Below are 19687 nucleotides of genomic sequence, written 5' to 3'. Positions count from 1 at the left end.
TTCAAATTTATGTTCTTCCAGCTATCGCGACTTCTTACGATCCGCAATAAACTGATCTTCTTCATCGGCTTGATCGCATTAGGATTAGCGCTGATTGCGTCAACCTATGTCTCTGGGCTGAATAGAGCACAAAACGCACTGACTGCCGAAAAAGAGCTGAGTGAGTTGGCACAGAGCTATAGCAGCTCCTTGGTGGAATATAAGAATTTCGACTATCTGCGCGAAAGCTTCTTGCGCACGCGAAGCCCCGAAGCGCTTGCTACGCTTCAAGCTGCGTTCAAGCAAACTGAGGCGTCACTGGTTGCGATCCAAGACCAGAAACTGTCTAATCCAGATGCCATTGCGACCGCATTGCAGGGCCTGTCTGTACAGCTCGAATTGCTGCAAGATGTCAGCACTATCCAGTCCGATTTGGGATTGGTGACCGAATATGCGGTTCAATATACTGAGGGCCAAGGCATTGACACCGTGGACAATCTCGCCGTGCGCATTTCCAATGTGGCTGGTCGTCTAAGTAATCGCATATCGGAAGAGTTTGAGTTCGATGAAACGGTGGAAATTGCGCAGCTCAATGGGTTGTTCAACAATGTCCGCCGCGCCGAGGCCAATCTGACGGGGCTACCGATTGACGACAATTGGACATCGTTCAGCCAATTGGTCGCCAAATTCAAAAGTGAGGGCGGGGGAGCTGACCTTGATCCAGATTTTTGGTCTGAAATTGACGCTGAGTTCGCGACATATATGGCGGAAATGACCGCGTGGTGGAGCAAAAAACAAGAGCTCGATGTAGCTGTGCAGAGCTTGGTTGATAATTCCGAGCGTCAGCGCATGCAAATCTCTAGCCTTGCCGATCTCTCTCAGGAGGCAGCTCATACCGCGGCTTTGGAGGCTGCAAATGAAGCCGCACAGGCTCAAACCATAATGTTAGCGGGCGTTGCAGGGTTTTCGGCGATCATTTTGATTATGGGCATATCGATCATTGTTTCGATTGTGCGTCCATTATCGCATATTACCAAACAAACGGATCGCCTTGCAGATGGTGACTTGGAAATTGAGCTACCCAACTACCATCCTAAAACTGAAATTGGCGCGATTACGAAATCACTGTTGGTGTTTCGTGAGAATGCGAAAGAGCGATTGGAGTTGCAATCCGAGCAAGAAAAGCTCGATTTCACCAGCAAGCAAAAGCTGGAGCAAGAAGCGCAGGCGACTGCACGTTTTATCGCGGACTTGCGCCATCAATTTGAAAAGTTTGGCGCAGGTGAGTTTTCAAATGACCTCTCGCCGGTTAACGGCCTAGCATTTTCCAACGAAGTTTGCGGCGCTGTAACCGAGCTGGGCGATAATCTGCAATCCGTGTTGGATGAAATTCACCACATGGTTTCTAGCATGGCGCGGGGTGATCTAACCGTGCGCGTTGATGATGATCGACCGGGGCGATTTGGCGAAATTGCAAAAGCACTTAACTCAAGCGCAGATTCGATTTCCAACGTGGTGTCGACACTAAAAGTCAGCATTGGCAATATGGATTCTGCTTTTTCTCAGTTCAATCAAACGGCCCGGGAACTATCCCAGCAAGCTGAACGGGAAGCGCAAACGGTTAAAACGACAACCGACGCTGCCTCAGGTGTTTCAACTGCTGCAGCATCGAACCGGGATACCGCACAAGACTCGCTTGGTATTTCAACCAAAACAGCGAAATCTGCCGAAAAAAGTCAGAAAATACTGCAAAATACAATCGCACAAATGGATGCGCTACGGGCCCATTCTCAGAAGATGGCGTCCGTTACCGATCAGGTGGGCGAAATGGCGTTCCAGACCGATCTCTTGGCACTTAACGCCTCTGTGGAAGCTGCAAGAGCCGGGGAAGCTGGCCGAGGGTTCGCCGTCGTGGCCGGTGAAGTTCGTGGTCTTGCCATTCGTTCTGGCGAAGCGGCCAAGGACATTCAGCGCCAAGTGGAACAAGCTATTGCCGAAATTCAATCAAGCGTGCAGATGGTGCATGATTTGGGCGACGAGCTTGGCGACATGATCGGGCAAACTGATATCTTGCACACCAGTATTGAGGGCATTACGCAAAGCTCTGACGATCAAGCCACGACGCTTCTTGATATCATGCGTTCATTGGGCACCATCAATGAGATGACCCAAATCAACGCCGCATTGGCAGAACAAACCAGCCAATCCACGGTGCAATTTGTGGCAGATATTCAAAAACTGACGGAGTTGGCAGATTTCTTTAGCGCCGGTGGCGCGTCCAACAGATCAATGGCTGCATAAAAACTAAGCCTTACTGATCTGCCAAAGGTTAACAAAAAAGGCGGAGAACAATGTCTCCGCCTTCTTAAACTGATATCAAAGCTTGATCCTAGTTCACGCCCAAGCGTTTTTTGATCGAATCCACCGTCGCCCGTGGCGTCGCTGCCAACAATGTTTTGGTATAATCGTGCTGTGGGTTAGAGAAAATCTCCTCCCGCGTATTCTGCTCGACGATTTCACCAAAATACATCACCATCACCCGATCAGCGATATATTTGACCACCGATAGATCATGCGAAATGAAGATGTAGGAGAGGTTGAACTCGTCCTGCAAGTCCGCCAGCAAGTTCAAGATCTGCGCTTGAACAGACAGATCAAGTGCGGAAACAGGCTCATCCAAAACCAAGATCTTTGGCCGCAACATTAGCGCCCGCGCAATCGCAATCCGTTGACGTTGGCCACCAGAGAACATGTGCGGATAGCGCCCGTAATGTACTGGTTCTAGTCCAACTTTCTCAAGCATTTCCATCGCCAATTTGCGTCGTTCATCAGCAGGCATATTCGTGTTGATCACCAATGGTTCTTCCAACACGTCGCCAACTTTTTGGCGGGGGTTGAGTGAGCCATATGGGTTTTGAAACACGATTTGAACCCGCTGACGCATGTCGGCAGTTGGCTTTTGTTTCTTGATATTGATGTCCTCACCTTCAATCTCAAGATCGCCGGCTGTTTGGGCATCAATCAATGTTAGAATGCGTGCCAACGTTGACTTTCCGCATCCACTTTCACCAACAACTGCAAGTGTTTCGCCTTCAATGACATTAAAGCTGACGCCTTTTAGAGCGTGAACAATATCGCCTTTTTTGAACATGCCACCCTGAGTGACATAATCGCGATAGATGTTTTCAGCTTTCAGGATCACATTACTCATGATGCGGCTCCTTCATCGGCAAAGCTTTCAGCAAAGTCAGAAACGGTTGGCAATCGATCGCCTTCAGCACGTTCTGGCAGCGCAGATAGCAAAGCCTTGGTATATGGGTTTTGTGGGTTCTCAAACAATTCAAGCACGCCAGCTTCTTCCATCTGACGTCCCTTATATTGCACCACAACCCGCTGCGCCGTTTCCGCCACAACGCCCATATCATGGGTGATCATGATCAACGCCATGTTGTTTTTCTTTTGAATATCCAACAGCAAATCAAGGATTTGTTTTTGGATGGTCACATCAAGCGCTGTGGTCGGCTCGTCAGCGATCAAAAGATTTGGATTGCACGAAATTGCCATCGCGATCATCACACGCTGGCATTGACCGCCAGATAATTGGTGCGGATAGCTTTTTAGCTTTTTCGCCGGATCAGGAATGCCCACAAGTTCGAACAATTCAATTGCGCGCGCTTTGCGTTCATTTGGGCTTAATTCAGTATGTGCCTTGAGCATTTCATTGATCTGAAAACCAACAGTAAAGCACGGATTAAGGCTTGCTACGGGTTCTTGGAAGATCATCGAAATGTCTTTGCCGATCAGTTTACGACGTTCGCCTTCGCTCAGATTTTGAATATCCTTGCCTTCAAACGTCATCTTATCGGCCGTGATGGTTGCGGTATTGGGCAGTAGGCCCATCACAGCAAGCATTGATACAGACTTACCCGATCCACTCTCGCCCACAATGGCGAGAATGTCGTTTTGATCGACCTTAAAGTTGACCCCATCAACAGCCTTAAATGGGCCGTCTGCGGTGTCAAAGGTCACGGTTAGATTTTGGATTTCTAATACATTCATGCCACTAACTCCGCTTGAGTTTTGGATCAAGCGCATCGCGCAAGCCGTCGCCGACCAAATTGATCGCCAAAACGGTGACTAGAATCGCAATGCCCGGGAACGTAACAACCCACCAAGCCCGCAGCACGAACTCCCGTGCCTCGGCCAACATAGTGCCCCATTCAGGGGTCGGCGGTTGAGCGCCCATGCCCAAAAAGCCAAGAGCCGCAGCATCCAAGATCGCCGCAGAGAACGACAGTGTCGCCTGAACGATCAATGGTGCCAGGCAGTTTGGCAAAATGGTTTTGAACATAAGCCGCATATGCCCCGCACCTGCAACTTGTGCGGATGTTACATATTCGCGGTTGGCTTCGCTCATCACCGCTGCGCGGGTTAGCCGGGCAAAGTGGGGTTGCAAAACGATCGCGATCGCAATCATCGCGTTCACAAGGCCTGGGCCCAGGATAGCAACGAGCACCAAAGCCATCAGCAAGGATGGAAATGCCAAGATGATGTCCATCACCCGCATGATAATACCATCGACCCAGCCGCGGAAATAACCCGCAACCAGTCCGATGATAATGCCACCGGTCAAGGAAATCGAAACAACGACCACCCCGATGAAGAGTGAAAAGCGCGAACCATGTATAAGACGCGAGAGCATATCGCGGCCAACAGCGTCTGTACCAAGTATATAAGTCCAGCTGCCACCTTCAGACCAAGCAGGTGGCATCAAAAACGCATCGCGATATTGTTGCCCGGGATCGTGTGGTGCCAATATTGGCGCAAATGCTGCGACAAATATCATGAACCCAAATACGACGAGGCCAATGACCGCGCCTTTATTGGCACTGAAATAGTGCCAAAACTCTTTGAGCATTTGCAGTTGCGCGTTGCGCGCCTCTGCTTTGACCTGAGATGGGTCAACTTTTGTTACTTGTGAATCAGTCATCTAAGTACCTCACTGATGCCTGATGCGTGGGTTAATTAAGCCGTAAAGCACATCAACTGTCAGGTTCACCACCATAACAATCAATGCGATCAGCACCAATCCGCCCTGCACAGACGGATAATCCCGTCTAAAAATACTATCAACCATCCACTTGCCGATGCCCGGCCAAGAGAAGATGGTTTCCGTCAGAATGGCGCCAGCAAGCAAAACACCAACCTGCAACCCAATGGTTGTGATTACCGGTATGAGCGCGTTGCGCAACGCGTGTACGCCAATAACCTGCAACTGGCCTAAACCTTTTGCCCGCGCCGTGCGCACATAATCTTCGCCAAGCACTTCAAGCATCGCCGATCTTGTCTGACGGGCAATAACCGCAAGCGGAATTGTGCCCAAAACAATGGTTGGCAATATTAAATGCATGAATGCGGATTTGAACGCGCCTTGTTGTCCCGACAATAAACTATCGATCAGCATGAAGCCGGTGACTTGTGGGAAGAAGTACAGAAGGGAAATCCGACCAGAAACCGGTGTCCACCCCAATGTGCCCGAGAAGAAGATGATGAGCAAAAGCCCCCACCAAAAAATCGGCATTGAGTAGCCCGCAAGTGCAGTGCCCATCGCGACTTGATCAAACCATGATCCGCGCTTTACCGCTGAAATGATCCCGGCTGGAATGCCCAAGGCAATCGCAAATATGATCGCACAAAGCGCAAGCTCTACGGTTGCTGGAAACAGGGTCATAAATTCGTCCAAAACAGGTCGTTTTGTCGAAATCGATGTCCCAAAATCACCTTGGAACAGATTTACCAAATAGGTGAAATATTGTTCCCATATGGGGCGGTCAAAGCCGAATTGAACCAGAAGTTCTTGGTAGCGCTCTGGCTTAACACCGCGTTCGCCTGCAAGCGCCAGGATAGGATCCCCCGGCAAAACACGCACGAAACCGAAAGCCACGATGGTGATGCCGAAGAATGTTGGCACGATGAGTGCCAGCTTATTTAAGATGAATTTGAACATTCTTTTTCCTAAGAAAACAGGCGCTGAAAATCCAGCGCCTGCTCAAGTCCATTTAAAGTGTCATCAAGATCTACTGATCAAGATCAACGCCGTCGAACCAGTGGCCACCCAATGGGTCCATTACATAGCCTTTGACTTTTGTAGACATCGGCATGAACACTGTTGAGTGAGCAATAGTTGCCCAAGGCGCTTCACGCTTAAACACAACCTGTGCTTCTTCATAAAGCTTTGTACGCTCAGCAATGTCAGAAGTTTGTTTCGCTTTAAGTGTCAAAGCGTCAAATTCTTCATTACACCATTGTGCGCGGTTTGAACCACCAACGCCGTCACAGCCCAATAGAACCGCTAGGAAGTTGTCAGGATCACCATTGTCACCAGTCCAACCAAGTAGAACCGCACCTTTGCGATCTAGCTCTTTCGAACGTGCAAGGTACTCACCCCACTCGAATGAAACGATCTCAACTTCAACACCAACTTCAGCGAAGTCAGCTTGCAAGACTTCGGCCATACGGCGAGCGTTCGGGTTGTACGGACGCTGAACAGGCATTGCCCAGATTTCCATTTCAAGACCGGTTACGCCTTCAGCTTCAAGTGCTGCTTTTGCGGCTGCTGGATCGTATGGGTCGTCCTGAATCGCGTCGTTGTAAGACCACATGGTAGGTGGAATTGGGTTTTTCGCAGCAGAACCAGCACCCTGGAATACCGCGTCAAGGATCGCTTGCTTGTTCACAGCCATATTAAGCGCTTTACGCACTTTAGGGTTATTGAACGGCTCAACTTGCGTGTTGTATGCAAGGTAACCAACGTTCAAACCTTGTTGTTCCATCATAACCAAGTTGCTGTCGGCTTTTAAGCCTTCAATGTCAGCAGGGTTAGGATATGGAGCAACGTGACACTCGCCAGCTTTCAACTTTTGCGCGCGAACAGCGGCGTCAGTTGTAATCGCAAATACGAGATCGTCGATTGGCTGCTTGCCACCCCAATAGTCGCCGTGTGCCGCATAACGGATCACAGCATCTTTTTGGTATGCAACAAAGCTAAATGGACCGGTGCCTACTGGCTCTTGGTTCAAGTTTTGCTTTGTGCCAGACGCATCTAGCTGATCAGCATATTCTTTAGAAACAACTGAAGCGAAATCCATTGCAAGGTTTGCAACCATTGGTGCTTCAGGACGTGTCAGCATGAACTTCACTGTATAGTCGTCAACTTTAACGATGTCAGCGATAAGATCAGGCATAGACATGCCGTTGAAATATTCCCAAGAAATGCCTGGTACATATTCATACCATGCGTGATCAGCATTGCGTTGACGATTGAATGTGAACAATACGTCGTCCGCATTGAAGTCGCGCGTCGGTGTAAAGAAGCTTGTAGTGTGGAATTTTACGCCTTTACGAAGGTTGAATGTATATTCCAAACCATCTTCTGATACTTCCCAGCTTTCAGCCAAGCCTGGAATGACTTCTGACGTGCCGCGCTTAAATTCAACCAAACGGTTGTAAAGTGGCTTAGAAGAGGCATCGAATGTTGTACCCGCTGTATAAGGTGCAACGTCAAACCCTTCTGGTGAGCCTTCTGAACAATAGACAAGTGTCTTGGCATAGGCAGAACCCATGACCGTTGCACTCATCAATGCTGTTGCTGCCAACAGCTTTGAGAATTTTTTCATGATATTGTATCCCTCCAATTATCATTTAACGGCACTCGGACGCCGCTTGGTAAACAAAACCGCTTTTGTCGCTTTGCGCAACCGTAAATCAAAAGAATTTTGATGGAATTGTCCGACAAAGCTCATAATTTGTAAACGAACTCCTGAATCTGTCCCAACGATTAATGACTTAGCGTTGATTCGAGGTGATCCTCAAATATCAGAGAAGGATTGTCTTGTTTGGCTTCTTCGAACCCAGCTTCTGCCAAAAGGGTCGTTTTTAGAAAGGAAATCATGCCTTGAGCCGCGTTTTCACCGCCAACAAGCGCATAGTGGCCGGATTGAAGGCGGCTAATTAACTGCTTCTTGATTCGAATATAGCGCTCACTGGCTTCAGGGCCGGTGCTAATGGATAAGGTTTGTTTGAAATATCGGTGCAGCGGACGGGCAATATGAAATGCATTTTCGACATGGCAATAAGCGTCCAGCATAAGACCCAAATCAACCAAACATGGCAGGTCTGTATCATACTTCACCGGGACCCGTTTTCGGTCATGGGCAACCATACTGTCCATAGAAAGGTTTGTGCGCTTGTAAGATTGGGCACTCAACTGTCGATCCTCGCCATCGCAACCCACAAATCTTAGATGGGCTCCCTTATCGGTTACAACCTCTAGACCCGTCGTCACCAATGGATGTTCCAGCAATGCGCCAGCAACCATTTCCAATTTTTCGGGCACATACTGGTCGTCTGCATCTAACACGGCAATGTAGCGCCCGCTCGCCATTTCCATGCCCACATTGCGGGCATTGGACGATCCGGTGCCTACGCCATCGGTTTGGGTAAGTTTAATCCTGGGGTCGTTGATGCCGTTCTCATCCAATAGGTTCCGATAGTCAAACTGGTCATCAACAGAGATGATCAGCTCAAAATCTTTGTGCGTTTGAACAAGGGCGCTCTGCACACTCGAAACAATCGTGTTTCGCGCGTTGTAAGCTGGCATAACGATTGAAATGAACATTGGCATTTTCTTGTTGCTTGGATGGGATAGATAATTCGGACGCCTACAATTAACTCATTTGTGTGCCATGAAATCAACTTCTCACTTGAACTTATTCGCGAGCTAACCATATCTTTAACAACTGGTGCCGCTAAGCGGGCCAAATTGTTGCTTTAAAAAGGACGGTTGAGTGTTTGGCCCAATGATTTAGCCAAGGGCAGATACTCCAAGAAAAGAATATGTCACGAATGTCATTTTTCTCCTCTCCATTTCTCCTCGGGTTTGACGAGTTCGAGCAGCGTCTTGATCGGTTGGCGAAAGCTGCCGATGGCTATCCGCCATATAATATTGAGCGGGTTTGCGCCGAAGACGGTTCGGAGACTTTTTTGATCTCCATTGCGGTTGCTGGCTTTTCAGAAGATGAGTTGGAAATAACGCTGGAAGATAGTCAGCTACTCATCCGAGGGCGACAATCAGATGATCCAAAGCGCGAATTCTTGCATCGCGGCATTGCAGCGCGGCAGTTTCAGCGCAGCTTTTTGCTTGCAGAAAGCATGCTGGTTGAAGGCGCAGATCTACGCGACGGGCTTTTGAACGTCATGATCAAACGGCCAAATGTCGAAAAAGTCGCCAAGCGCATCCAAATCAAGTCAACCAGCTAAGACGCTGGATGGCGATGCCAAAAATTTGAGTATAGGAGTTTAAGATGGCCAATTCTATCAACACAATTCAGTCAACCCGACCCATGAGCGCCGAAGACTTTCGCGCGTTGGGTGAAGACAAAATTGTTTATAGCCGCCAACTAACAGGCAAACAGCTCAAAGCCATGTTTCCAGAAGCGAAAGACGCGCCGGAACAGTTGGAATTTGAAGCGCTTTTTGGTGCGGACGGCACGCCCTTATTGATCACAGACGATCACGATGCCATCCATCAATGGTTGGCAGAAAAAGGGCAAGATATGGCTGTTCGGCATTAATCTGCCGCGCAGCAACCATCGTTCAACTGGTTTAATTAGGCAGCGTCAGACTGGCCCGGTGTTCGGGTCAGCAAGTCGTAGAGCTCTTCACTGTTACGAGTCGACCGTGCTTGCTCTGCGATATTGTTAGATCGTACTAAGCGCGCAATACGCGAAAGTGCTTTTAGGTGATCGGCGCCTGCGCCTTTGGGTGCGAGCAACACGAATGCCAGATCTACAGGCTTTTCATCAACGGCTTCGAAGTCGATTGGGTGATCAAGTCGCACAAATATGCATGTAACACCGCCAAGGCCCGCAACTTTGCCGTGGGGGATGGCGATTCCATCGCCAAGCCCCGTAGTGCCTAATTGCTCACGCTCTGTAAGCGTCTTAAAGATTTCATGTGCATTGCCATCAACCAGTTCGGCTGCCTTGTCCGCAGCGATTTGCAACAATTGCCGCTTACAAGTTGCCTTAGCACAAGGCACGATGGCATCCTTTGAAAGGATATCAACCAAATCCATGAATTCTCTCTTCGTTAAATCGAAAAAGCGCGTCTTAAGCGTCCTGTGGCTTTGGGTCAACCCAGCCTATATTGCCATCAGCCCGGCGATAAACCACATTTACGCCGCCATGTCCAGCGTGACGAAAAACCAGCACGTCATCTTGAGCTAAATCCAGCTCCATTACGGCTTCGCCCACGCTCATGGAATGTAGGTTCGATGTGCTTTCAGCAATCACAGCGGGGGAAAAATCCTCGTCGACTTCTTCTTCCAATTCAGGCGACGCCAGAATGTAAGATTGGCTGGTCGCTGCAACGCCGGCAACACGGCGGTGATTTTTCAGTTTTCGCTTATAACGCCTGAGCCGTTTTTCAATATGTCCTGCAGCTGTCTCAAATGCGGCAATTGCATCACCAGCATCTGCACTTGCTTGCAAAACCATGCCGGTGTCCAAATGAATGTGGCAATCTGCATTAAAACGATTGCCTTCATGTTCCAAAGTGAGATGCCCATCATATCCGCCATCAAAATATTTAGTGATCGCAGATTCAAGATGGTCCAATGCCTTTGTGCGCAATGCATCGCCGACATCCATGTTCTTTCCTGAAACACGTAAGTTCATTATGTACCCCATTTCGTTGGATTTATTTGAAGGGCTCTAGAGCCGAGGAGAATATCCTCACAATCAAAGTCTAACGCCGAGTATGGCCAAAGAGCAATCGCTCAATTGTTAGATTATCAGCTCAATTTCACTTCCCTGCGCTTAAAAAAAAGAGTAGTATTTATAGCTATGCACTTATGAATCACACCGCATTTCGCGGCGCATCTAGTGTTTTGCAAATTTCTCAAGATTTGACGCTAATTTGAAACAGATTGCTTGAAGCAAAGTTGAATTTTGGTGCCATGCGCCACGGTCTAAGCAAAGACACTTATGTTCTTGAGGTAACAGGGTTTTAGCTACTCAGCGACGTTGCCAAGCCAATGGCTTAACCCAATAATTCGCGCTTTTGCCGACGGCGGAGCACTGACGAGGGAATGTTCATCGCTTCGCGATATTTCGCAACGGTCCGGCGCGCTACGCCCATTTGATGTTTGTCGTTCAAAATGACGGCGATCTTATCGTCAGATAAAATCTTCTTTGGGTCCTCGGCATCAATCAATTGCTTGATTTCGTGGCGGACCGCAGCAGCCGAATGATCGTCGTCACCGCTTGTCGAGCTCGAAATTGCGCTGGTGAAAAAGTCTCGCAATTCGAACAATCCGCGCGGCGTCGCCACATATTTGTTGGCCGTAACCCGGCTGATCGTAGATTCATGCATATCCACCGCTTCGGCAATCATTTTCAAGGTCATCGGCTTTAGATGCGAAACGCCATGCAGCAAAAACCCGTCTTGCACCCGCGCAATTTCGCTCGTGACCTTCAAAATTGTTTGTGCCCGCTGATCAAGGCTTCTGGTCAGCCAATTCGCTGTTTGCAAACAATCCGTGAGGTAGTTCTTTTCCTCTCCCTTTTTCGCCTTCGCCGAAATTTCTGCATAGTAAGTCCGATTGATCAAAACGTTGGGCAAAACCTCGCTATTGAGTTCAATCTGCCAACCGCCATCATTTCCAGCCCGAATATGAACATCGGGAATAACCGGCTGAATGGCAGTGCCTTCAAATGAAACGCCAGGCCTTGGATTGAGCCGCTTGATTTCATCCAACATGTCTTTTAGATCGTCCTGATCGCAATTGATCAGCGCCATCAACTCTTTGAATTTGTGGGCCGCGACCAAATCCAAATGATCGAGCAAGGCCTGCATCATCGGGTCGAGACGGTTCTTTTCTTTGAGCTGGATGGCAAGACATTCGGGCACATCTCGGGCAAATATGCCGACGGGATCGCAACCCTGAATGGCTTCAAGAACCGCTTCAACATGTCCAAGTTCAGTACCCAACTGGTCCGCAATTTGCTCCAGACCAATATTGATATATCCGGCTTCATTTAGATTTTCGATGATCGCACTGGCAATCAACAAGTCCCCGGGGTGGCGCAAAATCAACTGAACCTGTTCGATCAGGTGGTCACCAAGCGATTTGGTGGAGGACACATATTGGTCGATCTCTGCCTTCTCAGCACCGACACCGCCACCTAAACTTTGCCCACGGCCCTCTTGCCAATTGGTGGTGGATTGGGAAACGCTGTCTTGTCCGACCTGTTCTGGGAACAAGCTGGCCGCATCGGTATCCATTTCGCTGGCCAACGAGGTTGCGCTTTCGAACTGCTCGCCTTGACTAACAATATCTGTTGGTCCCGCATCCGCCTGGTCTGATTGGGGAGCTTCGGCTTGTGCACCTTCATTGTCGCCACGTTGGTCGGCATTTGGATCGGCCCGGTCCAACAACGGATTGTGCAGCAATTCATTTTCAACAAATGTGGATAATTCTTGATGGGACAATTGCAACAGCTTGATTGACTGCATCAATTGAGGCGTCAATTTGAGCGTTTGAGATTGTCTGAGTTCAAGACGTGGCATGAGCGCCATCAGTTAATGCTCCACTGCGGGTCAGTTGCGAGCCTCAAATTGCCACGATTTGGCCAACCGACACAAGCCGCATATACAAGTTTCGTGCCAGAATTTAAGTAAGTTCCGAATCGGGGTAATTAATTCTTTAAAGCACCACGTTGGTTAGATGCAGGAAAGGCGTCATGAAAGTTGAAACAGGTGACCATTTTACTGGTCGGTTCGAGGTGGAGCGAAAATTCAGATGCGCCGATTTGAAACTAATCGCAGCGCGATTAGATGCGTTGGGCGCTCAGCCGTTTATGCTCGGCGGTACAGAAACCGATATTTATTTTGATCTGGCTGACCAAACGCTGTCGCGCAACAATCAAGCGCTGGTCATTCGAGAGATGGTGCCCAGTAATCGAGTTTTGATTATTTCCAAAGGTCCGGGCGTTGACGAGTGTACTTCCATTGAAACAGAGGGCTTTGCAGATGTCTGTCAGATGTTTGCTGGGTTGGGTTTTCGAAAAGTTCGACAAATTGTGAAGGATAGGGATGTTTACTTCCTCGGCAAATGTCATGTTACGTTAGACCGGCTGGCCGGTTTTGGCACGTTTGTGGAGGTGGCGATTATGGTTGAAGAGGATCAGCTTGATGAGGCGAAAAGACTGGTCGATGACACCGCGCAAAAATTGGGTTTGCCGAAAAACAACTTGGAAACGCGATCCTACGCGCAAATGATTGATCGTGTCGCTTAAAGCGCAAAATCCTCGCCCAAATAAACCCGACGTGCTTCGGGGTCTGCGGTAATGGCTTCTGGCCGACCTTGGATCATCACTTGCCCACCATGAATGATGTAGGCGCGATCCACTAATCCAAGCGTTTCACGCACATTATGATCGGTGATCAAAACCCCAATTCCTTTATTGGTGAGCTGTTGCACCAGCGCTTGAATTTCACCCACAGCGATTGGGTCAACGCCTGCAAAAGGCTCGTCGAGCAGCATAAAAACCGGATCAGCCGCGAGCGCACGCGCAATTTCAACCCGTCGACGTTCGCCGCCAGAAAGGGCGAGCGCGTCCGCATCTCGAATATGGGTGATCGAAAACTCTTCCAGCAGTTGGTCAAGGCGCTCCTGCCGCGCCTTGCGGGTTTTTACATGCCCTTCAAGAATGGAGAGGATGTTGTTCTTCACGCTCATGCCGCGAAAAATCGACGGCTCCTGCGGCAAATATCCCATGCCCAAACGACCGCGTTGAAAAAGCGGTAATTTTGTAATGGGCCGCCCGTGCAGGAGAATTTCACCCTGATCCGGCGCGATAATACCCATGATCATGGAAAACACCGTGGTTTTACCGGCCCCGTTTGGGCCCAATAGCCCAACAGCTTCGCCGCGATTTACCGCAACGGATACGTCACGAATGACAACTTTCTTGCCATAGGATTTGGCCAATGAATGGGCAACCAGCCACCCTGTTGGGTCGAGTTCAGCAGTGCTCACGTCTAATTGTCCGATCCAAACACAGCGGTCACACGACCATTATCATCGCCGCTACCAACAAAACGGGTGGTGTCATCCGCCAGATTGATGGTCATTTCTTCACTATTCACGGCATTGCTGCCATCAGCTTGAGTCACATACACGTCACCGAGTAGGCGAACAATTTTTGTTTTCGGATCATAAACACCATGGTCTGAAATTGCTGTCTGCGTACCATATTCAATACGAATACGCCCGTCCGCGGTTATTTCCTTCAGGTCCGAGGGGCCACCTTCGCCGTAATAGGCAATGACCCTTGGGGCCCAAAGTGTAAATGTTTCTTGAACCACGACCACATCGCCGGTGAAAGTTGCGGTGCTTTTACCTTCATCAATATCGAATTGATCACCGGTTATGTTTACTGGTCCATCAGTTTGAGCAATTGCAGGAACACAAAATAGAACGAGGGCAAAGAAGCTTATTTGCGCAAGTTTTATGACCTTCAATATTGGTTTCATCGCAGCAACTCTCAGTCCTGTGGTGTGAAATTCAGGGTAAATTTCTTAAAAGTCCAAAGTCCTCGGCCAGCATCATAAAACATTGTGTCAGCATCAAGTGTTGTTCCATCTGCAAACTGAAATTTTATGCCATCTTGGCCTTCAAAAATCTGTTCAGCGATTTTTGCGACGCCGCTGCCTATCGTACCTTTGTCGCCATTGCTGGCTAGGATATTGATCGTAGAAAGCAGCTCTAATTCTTCTGTGGAGAATGTATAAATGCCGTCAGCCGAAGTCGCGCGGGCAGTCGTTCCGTCTATGAAATATAGATCACCCAGCAAATCAACCAGAGTCACTACATTTTGGTTGATCAAATCGGTTTCTCCGCTATGTGCGGATACATCATACCTACCCCCATCGCTTAAATTACCCTTTGCACGGGGGGCATCCACAATAAGCCGATTGTCGGATATGCGGATTGCATCAAACTGGGCCGAAGGAAAAAATATACCGACCAAAATGGGTGTGATCAGCACTAAAAACAGCAAGATGCCGGCGAGCGGGACCAATATGCGCAACGCCCGCACCACAAATCGACGTTGTTTAATCGCGTTAAACATCTGATCAATTTGTGGTTGAAGGGTGTTTGAGCCTGCATCGAGCATCAAGAATACCTGTTTGTTTTAACTATGCGCGAAAATGTCAGTTTCTGGCCAGCCCGCGAGATCAAGCTGCACCCGGGTTGGCAAGAAATCAAAGCAAGCCTTGGCCAATTCGAGACGTCCCTCGCGGCGCAACATACGATCAAGATGGCGACGGATGTCGTGCAGATATAGAACATCGCTGGCAGCGTATTCTGTCTGCGCGCTGGTCAGTTCTTCGGCGCCCCAATCTGAACTCTGTTGCTGCTTTGACATATCCACGCCCAAAAGCTCTCGCGACAATTCCTTCAAACCATGCCGGTCTGTGTAAGTGCGCACCAGTTTAGACGCGATCTTGGTGCAATAGGATGGCGTCGTCATGGTGCCGAACGCATTATAAAGGGCTGCGACATCAAATCGAGCAAAATGAAAAAGCTTGGTTACGTCTTCATCGGCCAGCAATTTCTGAATGTTTGGCGCTTCTGTTTGACCCAGCTCGATTTGTACAACATCAGCAGTGCCATCACCGGCTGAAAGTTGAACAACGCACAAGCGATCCCGAAACGGGTTTAAGCCCATTGTTTCAGTGTCGATGGCCACTTGGCGTCCATAATTATCTAAATTCGGCAGGTCGCCTTTGTGCAGTCTTATGGTCATGAAATGGGCCCTGTTCGTTGTGCAGTTTGGTTTCAATCTTTACCTGCAAAAGCTCTCAATTGAAACGGTTTATTCGAAGGCAAATTGATAAACTGAACATTATTGGATGGCGGCGTTTGGCAAACAAAAACATGGCCGATTGCCTAAAATGTTAAATTGTCTATGATTTCGGACATGTTTACAGCAGAGGGTGTGAACAAGTCTTCAGATTTAGATAGGGGTTGAAACGAGTTATGCTCAAGGAATTTAAGACATTCGCCATGAAGGGCAACATGGTCGATTTAGCAGTAGGTGTCATTATTGGCGCAGCGTTTGGTGCAATCGTCGGGTCATTGGTCGACGATGTGTTTATGCCAGTAATTGGCCTACTACTCGGCGGCGTTGATTTTTCTAACATGTTCATCATCTTGAAAGATGAGGCCGCTGGCAATTATGCGACTTTGGCAGCAGCGCAGGAAGCTGGCGCCGTCACCATGAATATCGGTCTGTTCATCAATGCGATCGTAAAATTCTTGATTGTGGCATTTGTGATCTTCTTGGTCGTCAAGGGCATCAATTCGATGAAAAAGAAAGAAGAAGAGGCGCCTAAGGCACCAGCCGCGCCTTCAAAAGAAGAAACATTGTTGACTGAAATTCGCGATCTATTGGCGAAGAAATAAGTTATCTCATCAATTCGAGTTGGGGTCGGTTTTCCGACCCCGCTCAACAAATGCCCATTCTCTAAGTCGCAGCCAAAATATCGTCCACATACTTGTCCGCCACCATGTGCGGAAGTTCACCGGTTTGGTGGGACCTATGCAAAATCTGTTCGGTTGTTTCGCCAAGTTGCTTCACTTTCCCCTTGACCCAACTTTGATCTGAAATTTTAAGGATTTCGGCTGCCACGTTGATAATGCCGCCGCCATTGACCACGTAGTCCGGGGCATAAAGGATGCCTTTATCAGCCAGCAATTGTCCGCAATTGTCGTCTGCAAGTTGATTGTTGGCAGCCCCGGCAACAACTTTTACGTTAAGCTTTTCAATCGAAGATGGTGAAATGGATGCGCCCATTGCGCATGGCGCGAAAATGTCGGCGGTCTGGGCGTAAATTGCATCTGGTTCGACGATTAACGCATTGAACCGGGTTTTGGCTTCGTCAATGGCGATTGGATTGATGTCCGTGGCGATGATTTTAGCGCCCGCTTCGTGCAAGTAACGACATAGATGCATGCCAACATGTCCCAATCCTTGCAGCGCGACAGTTCTCCCCGTTAAGTCGGGCGAGCCCAAGCCGTGTTTCGCAGCAACTTGCATACATAAAAACACGCCCTTTGCCGTTACAGGCGAAGGGTCGCCGCTGGCATAGGGACCATCAGTTAAACCGGCGGCAAACGAGGTGAACTTCGCGGCCTCAGCGATGTCATCCACTGAAATGCCAACATCTTCAGCGGTGTAGTAGCTGCCCTTAAGTTCGTCAACAAAACGACCAAACGCTTGCATAAGCTCGGGCGTTTTGTCTTTTTTAGGGTCAGCAATTATGACAGATTTTCCGCCGCCAAGTGGCAGGCTTGCCGCCGCATTCTTATACGTCATGCCACGTGCTAGGCGCAGCGCATCGGTCGTTGCCGCTTCTATGCTCTCATATTTGAACATGCGGCACCCGCCAGCGGCAGGACCCAATTTTGTGCTGTGCAAGGCGATGATTGACTTGAGACCAGACTGACTGTCCTCAGCATAAATGACCCGCTCGTAGCCCGGCGCGTTAAGCTCTTTGATATTCATACCCAAATCCCCAGAGGTATTTTTTGTTTTTCTCCTGTTGTGGCGTGCCCGGCAACACCCGTCAACATCACATGGTGACAAAACATCACGATCCACCTATCCATTCGACTAAGGTAGGTAAGAAATGGCAAAACTTGGCTGCGATTAGCCTAACAGAATGCGCATATTTATCCCGCCAACAAATGCGGCAACCACAGCACAAGCGACGGCACTGCGATGAGCAGCAGGACGCGGATCAGTTCTGCTGCAAAAAACGGCATCACGCCTTTAAATGTTTCACTCATGGGGATGTCTTCAGACATTGATGAGATCACGAAGACATTAAGGCCCACCGGTGGCGTGATGAGGCCGAGTTCAACGACAATGAGCGCCAGTATTCCAAACCAGATTTTAAGGTCATCGCTGCTCATGCCAAACCCGGCACCGGCGGCCAACTGGAAATCACCGCCGTTCAATTCAAGCAAAACGGGCCAGAAGAACGGGATGGCCAAAAGGATCATGGATAAGGAATCCATCAGGCAGCCCAATATAATGAGTGCAAGCAAAAGGCACGCGAGTATAACAAATGGAGGCAGTCCTGAACTCACCATCCAATCGGCCATGGCTTGGGGTACGCCAGCTCGCGACATGAAAATTTTCAGCATTTCTGCGCCCAACAAGATCAAATAGATCATGCCGCTGGTTTTTGCGGTTTCTTGTAAAACCTCGCGCAAAGTGGTCCATCTAAGTTTGCCGCGAATGGTGCCATATATCCAAACAAGCAGAACCCCAATGGAGGCCGCAGGCGTTGGATTGAAAAGGCCAAAATAGATCCCGCCGATCACCAACCCAAAAATGGTAACAACAGGAATGACGCCGATAGTGGCGCCGATCCATTCCTTTCGGCTGACATGTTCGCCTTTCGGCCCTGCATTGGGAAAAATGCGCACATAAATGGCAATGGTCAGTAAAAACAGCAAAACCGCCAATATGCCAGGCACAAATGCGGCCATAAACATGGTGACAATATTGGCTTCAACGATCACCGAGTAGATGATCAAAACAACGGAAGGCGGAATGAGAATGCCCAGAACACCGCCTGCGGCAAGTGTTCCCGTTGCAAGGGCTGGTGAATAATTTTGCTTGCGCAACTCGGGTAAAGCGACTTTGCCCATTGTTGATGCGGTTGCGAGCGAAGAACCGCACACGGCCCCAAAACCGGCACACGCAGCGACCGCCGCCATTGCAGTGCCGCCTTTCGCCCAGCCAAACCAAGCTTTGGCGGCGCGAAATAGATCGTGGCTTAATCCGGCCCGAGTTGCCAGTGCGCCCATCAGGATGAACATGGGCAAGACGGACAGATCGTAGATCGAGAATTGTCCGTAGGCCAGGGTTTTGAGTTGGCTCATGAAAATGTCGGCGCCATTGAGCAGCGTAACGCCTATACCGCCAACCAAAATCATCGCATAAGCAATCGGCATCCGCACAATAATGAGGGCGACGAGCGCCGCTAAGCCTGCAAAGCCAAGGGTGAGAGCATCAACCATCGGTTTGCCCCACGCGAAGGCTGGAAATGTTGTTCGCACTCGTGATCAGGCTGGCGATTGCCAACAGTAATAGTGATACCAAAATAGGTACGAAGGCGATCCAGTGTGGTAGGCGCAATATAGAGGTCGTGTAGCCATAATTGAGTTGATCCATCAGCCCGTAACTCATGCGCCACAATAGGATGCAGGCAAATATCAGCGCGACAATTGATCCTAAGAGTTTGAAAATGGTGATGGTGCGCGGCTTCGCTTTGCTGGTGAAAATATCAGCGCTGACATTTGCACCTTGCAATTGGCAATAAGGCAAAAAGGCAAACACCGCGATCGCGACGCCGATTTCGGTCAATTCAAAGTCGCCGGGAAATGGCGTGCCAAATATTCCTCCAACCACCGAGACCCCATTGACGGCCACGACGCCAAATAAGGCAATGCCGCCGAGCATTGCCCACCATCGAATGAGCTTCTCGCTGAGGTGGGTTATATTGGTCCCGTGGATGTGGTTGTTCACAATGGGTGCTGCTTTGCAATTGGGCGTAGACTATCTTC

General features: G+C 49.2%; 21 protein-coding genes. 5 read left to right on the top strand and 16 right to left on the bottom strand.

Going from position 1 to position 19687, the window contains the following annotated elements; translation table 11 throughout:
* Window positions 1–9: 9 nt before the first annotated feature.
* On the top strand, window positions 10–2280 hold the full coding sequence (locus tag AC2D8L_RS10405) for a methyl-accepting chemotaxis protein (protein WP_484685414.1): 2271 nt from the start codon (window positions 10–12) through the stop codon (window positions 2278–2280).
* Window positions 2281–2368: 88 nt separating this feature from the next.
* Here the strand turns inward: AC2D8L_RS10405 and AC2D8L_RS10400 are convergent, their stop codons facing one another.
* From AC2D8L_RS10400 to AC2D8L_RS10375, 6 genes are all read right to left on the bottom strand, one after another.
* Window positions 2369–3190, bottom strand: a complete 822-nt coding sequence (locus tag AC2D8L_RS10400; RefSeq protein ID WP_484685413.1) for a dipeptide ABC transporter ATP-binding protein — start codon at window positions 3188–3190, stop codon at window positions 2369–2371.
* Complete coding sequence (locus AC2D8L_RS10395) at window positions 3187–4038, bottom strand: ABC transporter ATP-binding protein (RefSeq protein WP_484685412.1); 852 nt, start codon at window positions 4036–4038, stop codon at window positions 3187–3189. Before AC2D8L_RS10395 ends, AC2D8L_RS10400 begins: the two co-directional genes overlap by 4 nt.
* Window positions 4039–4042: 4 nt before the next feature.
* The gene (locus AC2D8L_RS10390) at window positions 4043–4897 is read right to left on the bottom strand and encodes an ABC transporter permease subunit (RefSeq protein WP_484686390.1); all 855 of its coding nucleotides are present in this window, start codon (window positions 4895–4897) and stop codon (window positions 4043–4045) included.
* 81 nt (window positions 4898–4978) lie between these two features.
* Entirely contained in the window at window positions 4979–5986 is a 1008-nt protein-coding gene (locus tag AC2D8L_RS10385) for an ABC transporter permease subunit (protein WP_484685411.1), read from the bottom strand.
* 70 nt (window positions 5987–6056) lie between these two features.
* On the bottom strand, window positions 6057–7655 hold the full coding sequence (locus AC2D8L_RS10380; RefSeq protein WP_484685410.1) for an ABC transporter substrate-binding protein: 1599 nt from the start codon (window positions 7653–7655) through the stop codon (window positions 6057–6059).
* Between the two features lie 161 nt (window positions 7656–7816).
* On the bottom strand, window positions 7817–8656 hold the full coding sequence (locus AC2D8L_RS10375; protein WP_484685409.1) for a glycosyltransferase family 2 protein: 840 nt from the start codon (window positions 8654–8656) through the stop codon (window positions 7817–7819).
* A gap of 218 nt (window positions 8657–8874) precedes the next feature.
* Here AC2D8L_RS10375 and AC2D8L_RS10370 point away from each other — a divergent pair, with 218 nt between their 5' ends.
* Window positions 8875–9297 (top strand): Hsp20 family protein, encoded by a 423-nt coding sequence (locus AC2D8L_RS10370; protein WP_484685408.1) that lies wholly within the window; start codon window positions 8875–8877, stop codon window positions 9295–9297.
* A gap of 44 nt (window positions 9298–9341) precedes the next feature.
* Window positions 9342–9611, top strand: coding sequence for a DUF1150 family protein (locus tag AC2D8L_RS10365; RefSeq protein WP_484685407.1), 270 nt, complete (start codon window positions 9342–9344; stop codon window positions 9609–9611).
* Between the two features lie 35 nt (window positions 9612–9646).
* Here the strand turns inward: AC2D8L_RS10365 and AC2D8L_RS10360 are convergent, their stop codons facing one another.
* The 3 genes from AC2D8L_RS10360 to rpoN all read right to left on the bottom strand — a co-directional run bounded on the left by AC2D8L_RS10360 (window position 9647) and on the right by rpoN (window position 12618).
* Complete coding sequence (locus AC2D8L_RS10360) at window positions 9647–10114, bottom strand: PTS sugar transporter subunit IIA (protein ID WP_484685406.1); 468 nt, start codon at window positions 10112–10114, stop codon at window positions 9647–9649.
* Between the two features lie 34 nt (window positions 10115–10148).
* Entirely contained in the window at window positions 10149–10715 is a 567-nt protein-coding gene (gene hpf / locus AC2D8L_RS10355) for a ribosome hibernation-promoting factor, HPF/YfiA family (protein WP_484685405.1), read from the bottom strand.
* A gap of 364 nt (window positions 10716–11079) precedes the next feature.
* The gene (gene rpoN, locus AC2D8L_RS10350) at window positions 11080–12618 is read right to left on the bottom strand and encodes an RNA polymerase factor sigma-54 (RefSeq protein WP_484685404.1); all 1539 of its coding nucleotides are present in this window, start codon (window positions 12616–12618) and stop codon (window positions 11080–11082) included.
* Between the two features lie 164 nt (window positions 12619–12782).
* Here rpoN and cyaB point away from each other — a divergent pair, with 164 nt between their 5' ends.
* A complete protein-coding gene (gene cyaB / locus AC2D8L_RS10345; RefSeq protein ID WP_484685403.1) occupies window positions 12783–13337 on the top strand; it encodes a class IV adenylate cyclase in 555 nt (184 codons plus the stop codon).
* Here the strand turns inward: cyaB and lptB are convergent.
* From lptB to AC2D8L_RS10325, 4 genes are read right to left on the bottom strand one after another with little or no spacing between them, the layout of a single operon-like run.
* Window positions 13334–14095 carry an LPS export ABC transporter ATP-binding protein gene (gene lptB / locus AC2D8L_RS10340; RefSeq protein WP_484686389.1) on the bottom strand — a complete coding sequence of 254 codons (762 nt, stop codon included), beginning with the start codon at window positions 14093–14095 and terminating at the stop codon, window positions 13334–13336. The genes cyaB and lptB overlap by 4 nt on opposite strands.
* A complete protein-coding gene (locus tag AC2D8L_RS10335; protein WP_484685402.1) occupies window positions 14083–14577 on the bottom strand; it encodes an LptA/OstA family protein in 495 nt (164 codons plus the stop codon). The genes lptB and AC2D8L_RS10335 overlap by 13 nt, the downstream gene beginning before the upstream one ends.
* Before the next feature lie 11 nt (window positions 14578–14588).
* Entirely contained in the window at window positions 14589–15221 is a 633-nt protein-coding gene (locus AC2D8L_RS10330; RefSeq protein ID WP_484685401.1) for a hypothetical protein, read from the bottom strand.
* 18 nt (window positions 15222–15239) lie between these two features.
* Window positions 15240–15854: a ribonuclease D gene (locus AC2D8L_RS10325; RefSeq protein ID WP_484685400.1), complete on the bottom strand. Its 615-nt coding sequence runs from the start codon at window positions 15852–15854 to the stop codon at window positions 15240–15242.
* A 233-nt stretch (window positions 15855–16087) separates the two neighbouring features.
* Here AC2D8L_RS10325 and mscL point away from each other — a divergent pair, with 233 nt between their 5' ends.
* On the top strand, window positions 16088–16513 hold the full coding sequence (gene mscL / locus AC2D8L_RS10320) for a large conductance mechanosensitive channel protein MscL (protein WP_484685399.1): 426 nt from the start codon (window positions 16088–16090) through the stop codon (window positions 16511–16513).
* Window positions 16514–16574: 61 nt separating this feature from the next.
* Here the strand turns inward: mscL and AC2D8L_RS10315 are convergent, their stop codons facing one another.
* The 3 genes from AC2D8L_RS10315 to AC2D8L_RS10305 all read right to left on the bottom strand — a co-directional run bounded on the left by AC2D8L_RS10315 (window position 16575) and on the right by AC2D8L_RS10305 (window position 19649).
* Window positions 16575–17615: a Leu/Phe/Val dehydrogenase gene (locus AC2D8L_RS10315; protein ID WP_484685398.1), complete on the bottom strand. Its 1041-nt coding sequence runs from the start codon at window positions 17613–17615 to the stop codon at window positions 16575–16577.
* A 167-nt stretch (window positions 17616–17782) separates the two neighbouring features.
* Window positions 17783–19141, bottom strand: a complete 1359-nt coding sequence (locus AC2D8L_RS10310) for a TRAP transporter large permease (protein WP_484685397.1) — start codon at window positions 19139–19141, stop codon at window positions 17783–17785.
* Window positions 19134–19649, bottom strand: coding sequence for a TRAP transporter small permease (locus tag AC2D8L_RS10305; RefSeq protein WP_484685396.1), 516 nt, complete (start codon window positions 19647–19649; stop codon window positions 19134–19136). Before AC2D8L_RS10305 ends, AC2D8L_RS10310 begins: the two co-directional genes overlap by 8 nt.
* Window positions 19650–19687 lie beyond the last annotated feature (38 nt).

The sequence above is a fragment of the Maritalea sp. YIW29 genome (assembly GCF_057219265.1).
This window is presented reverse-complemented; position numbering and strand designations above follow the sequence as displayed.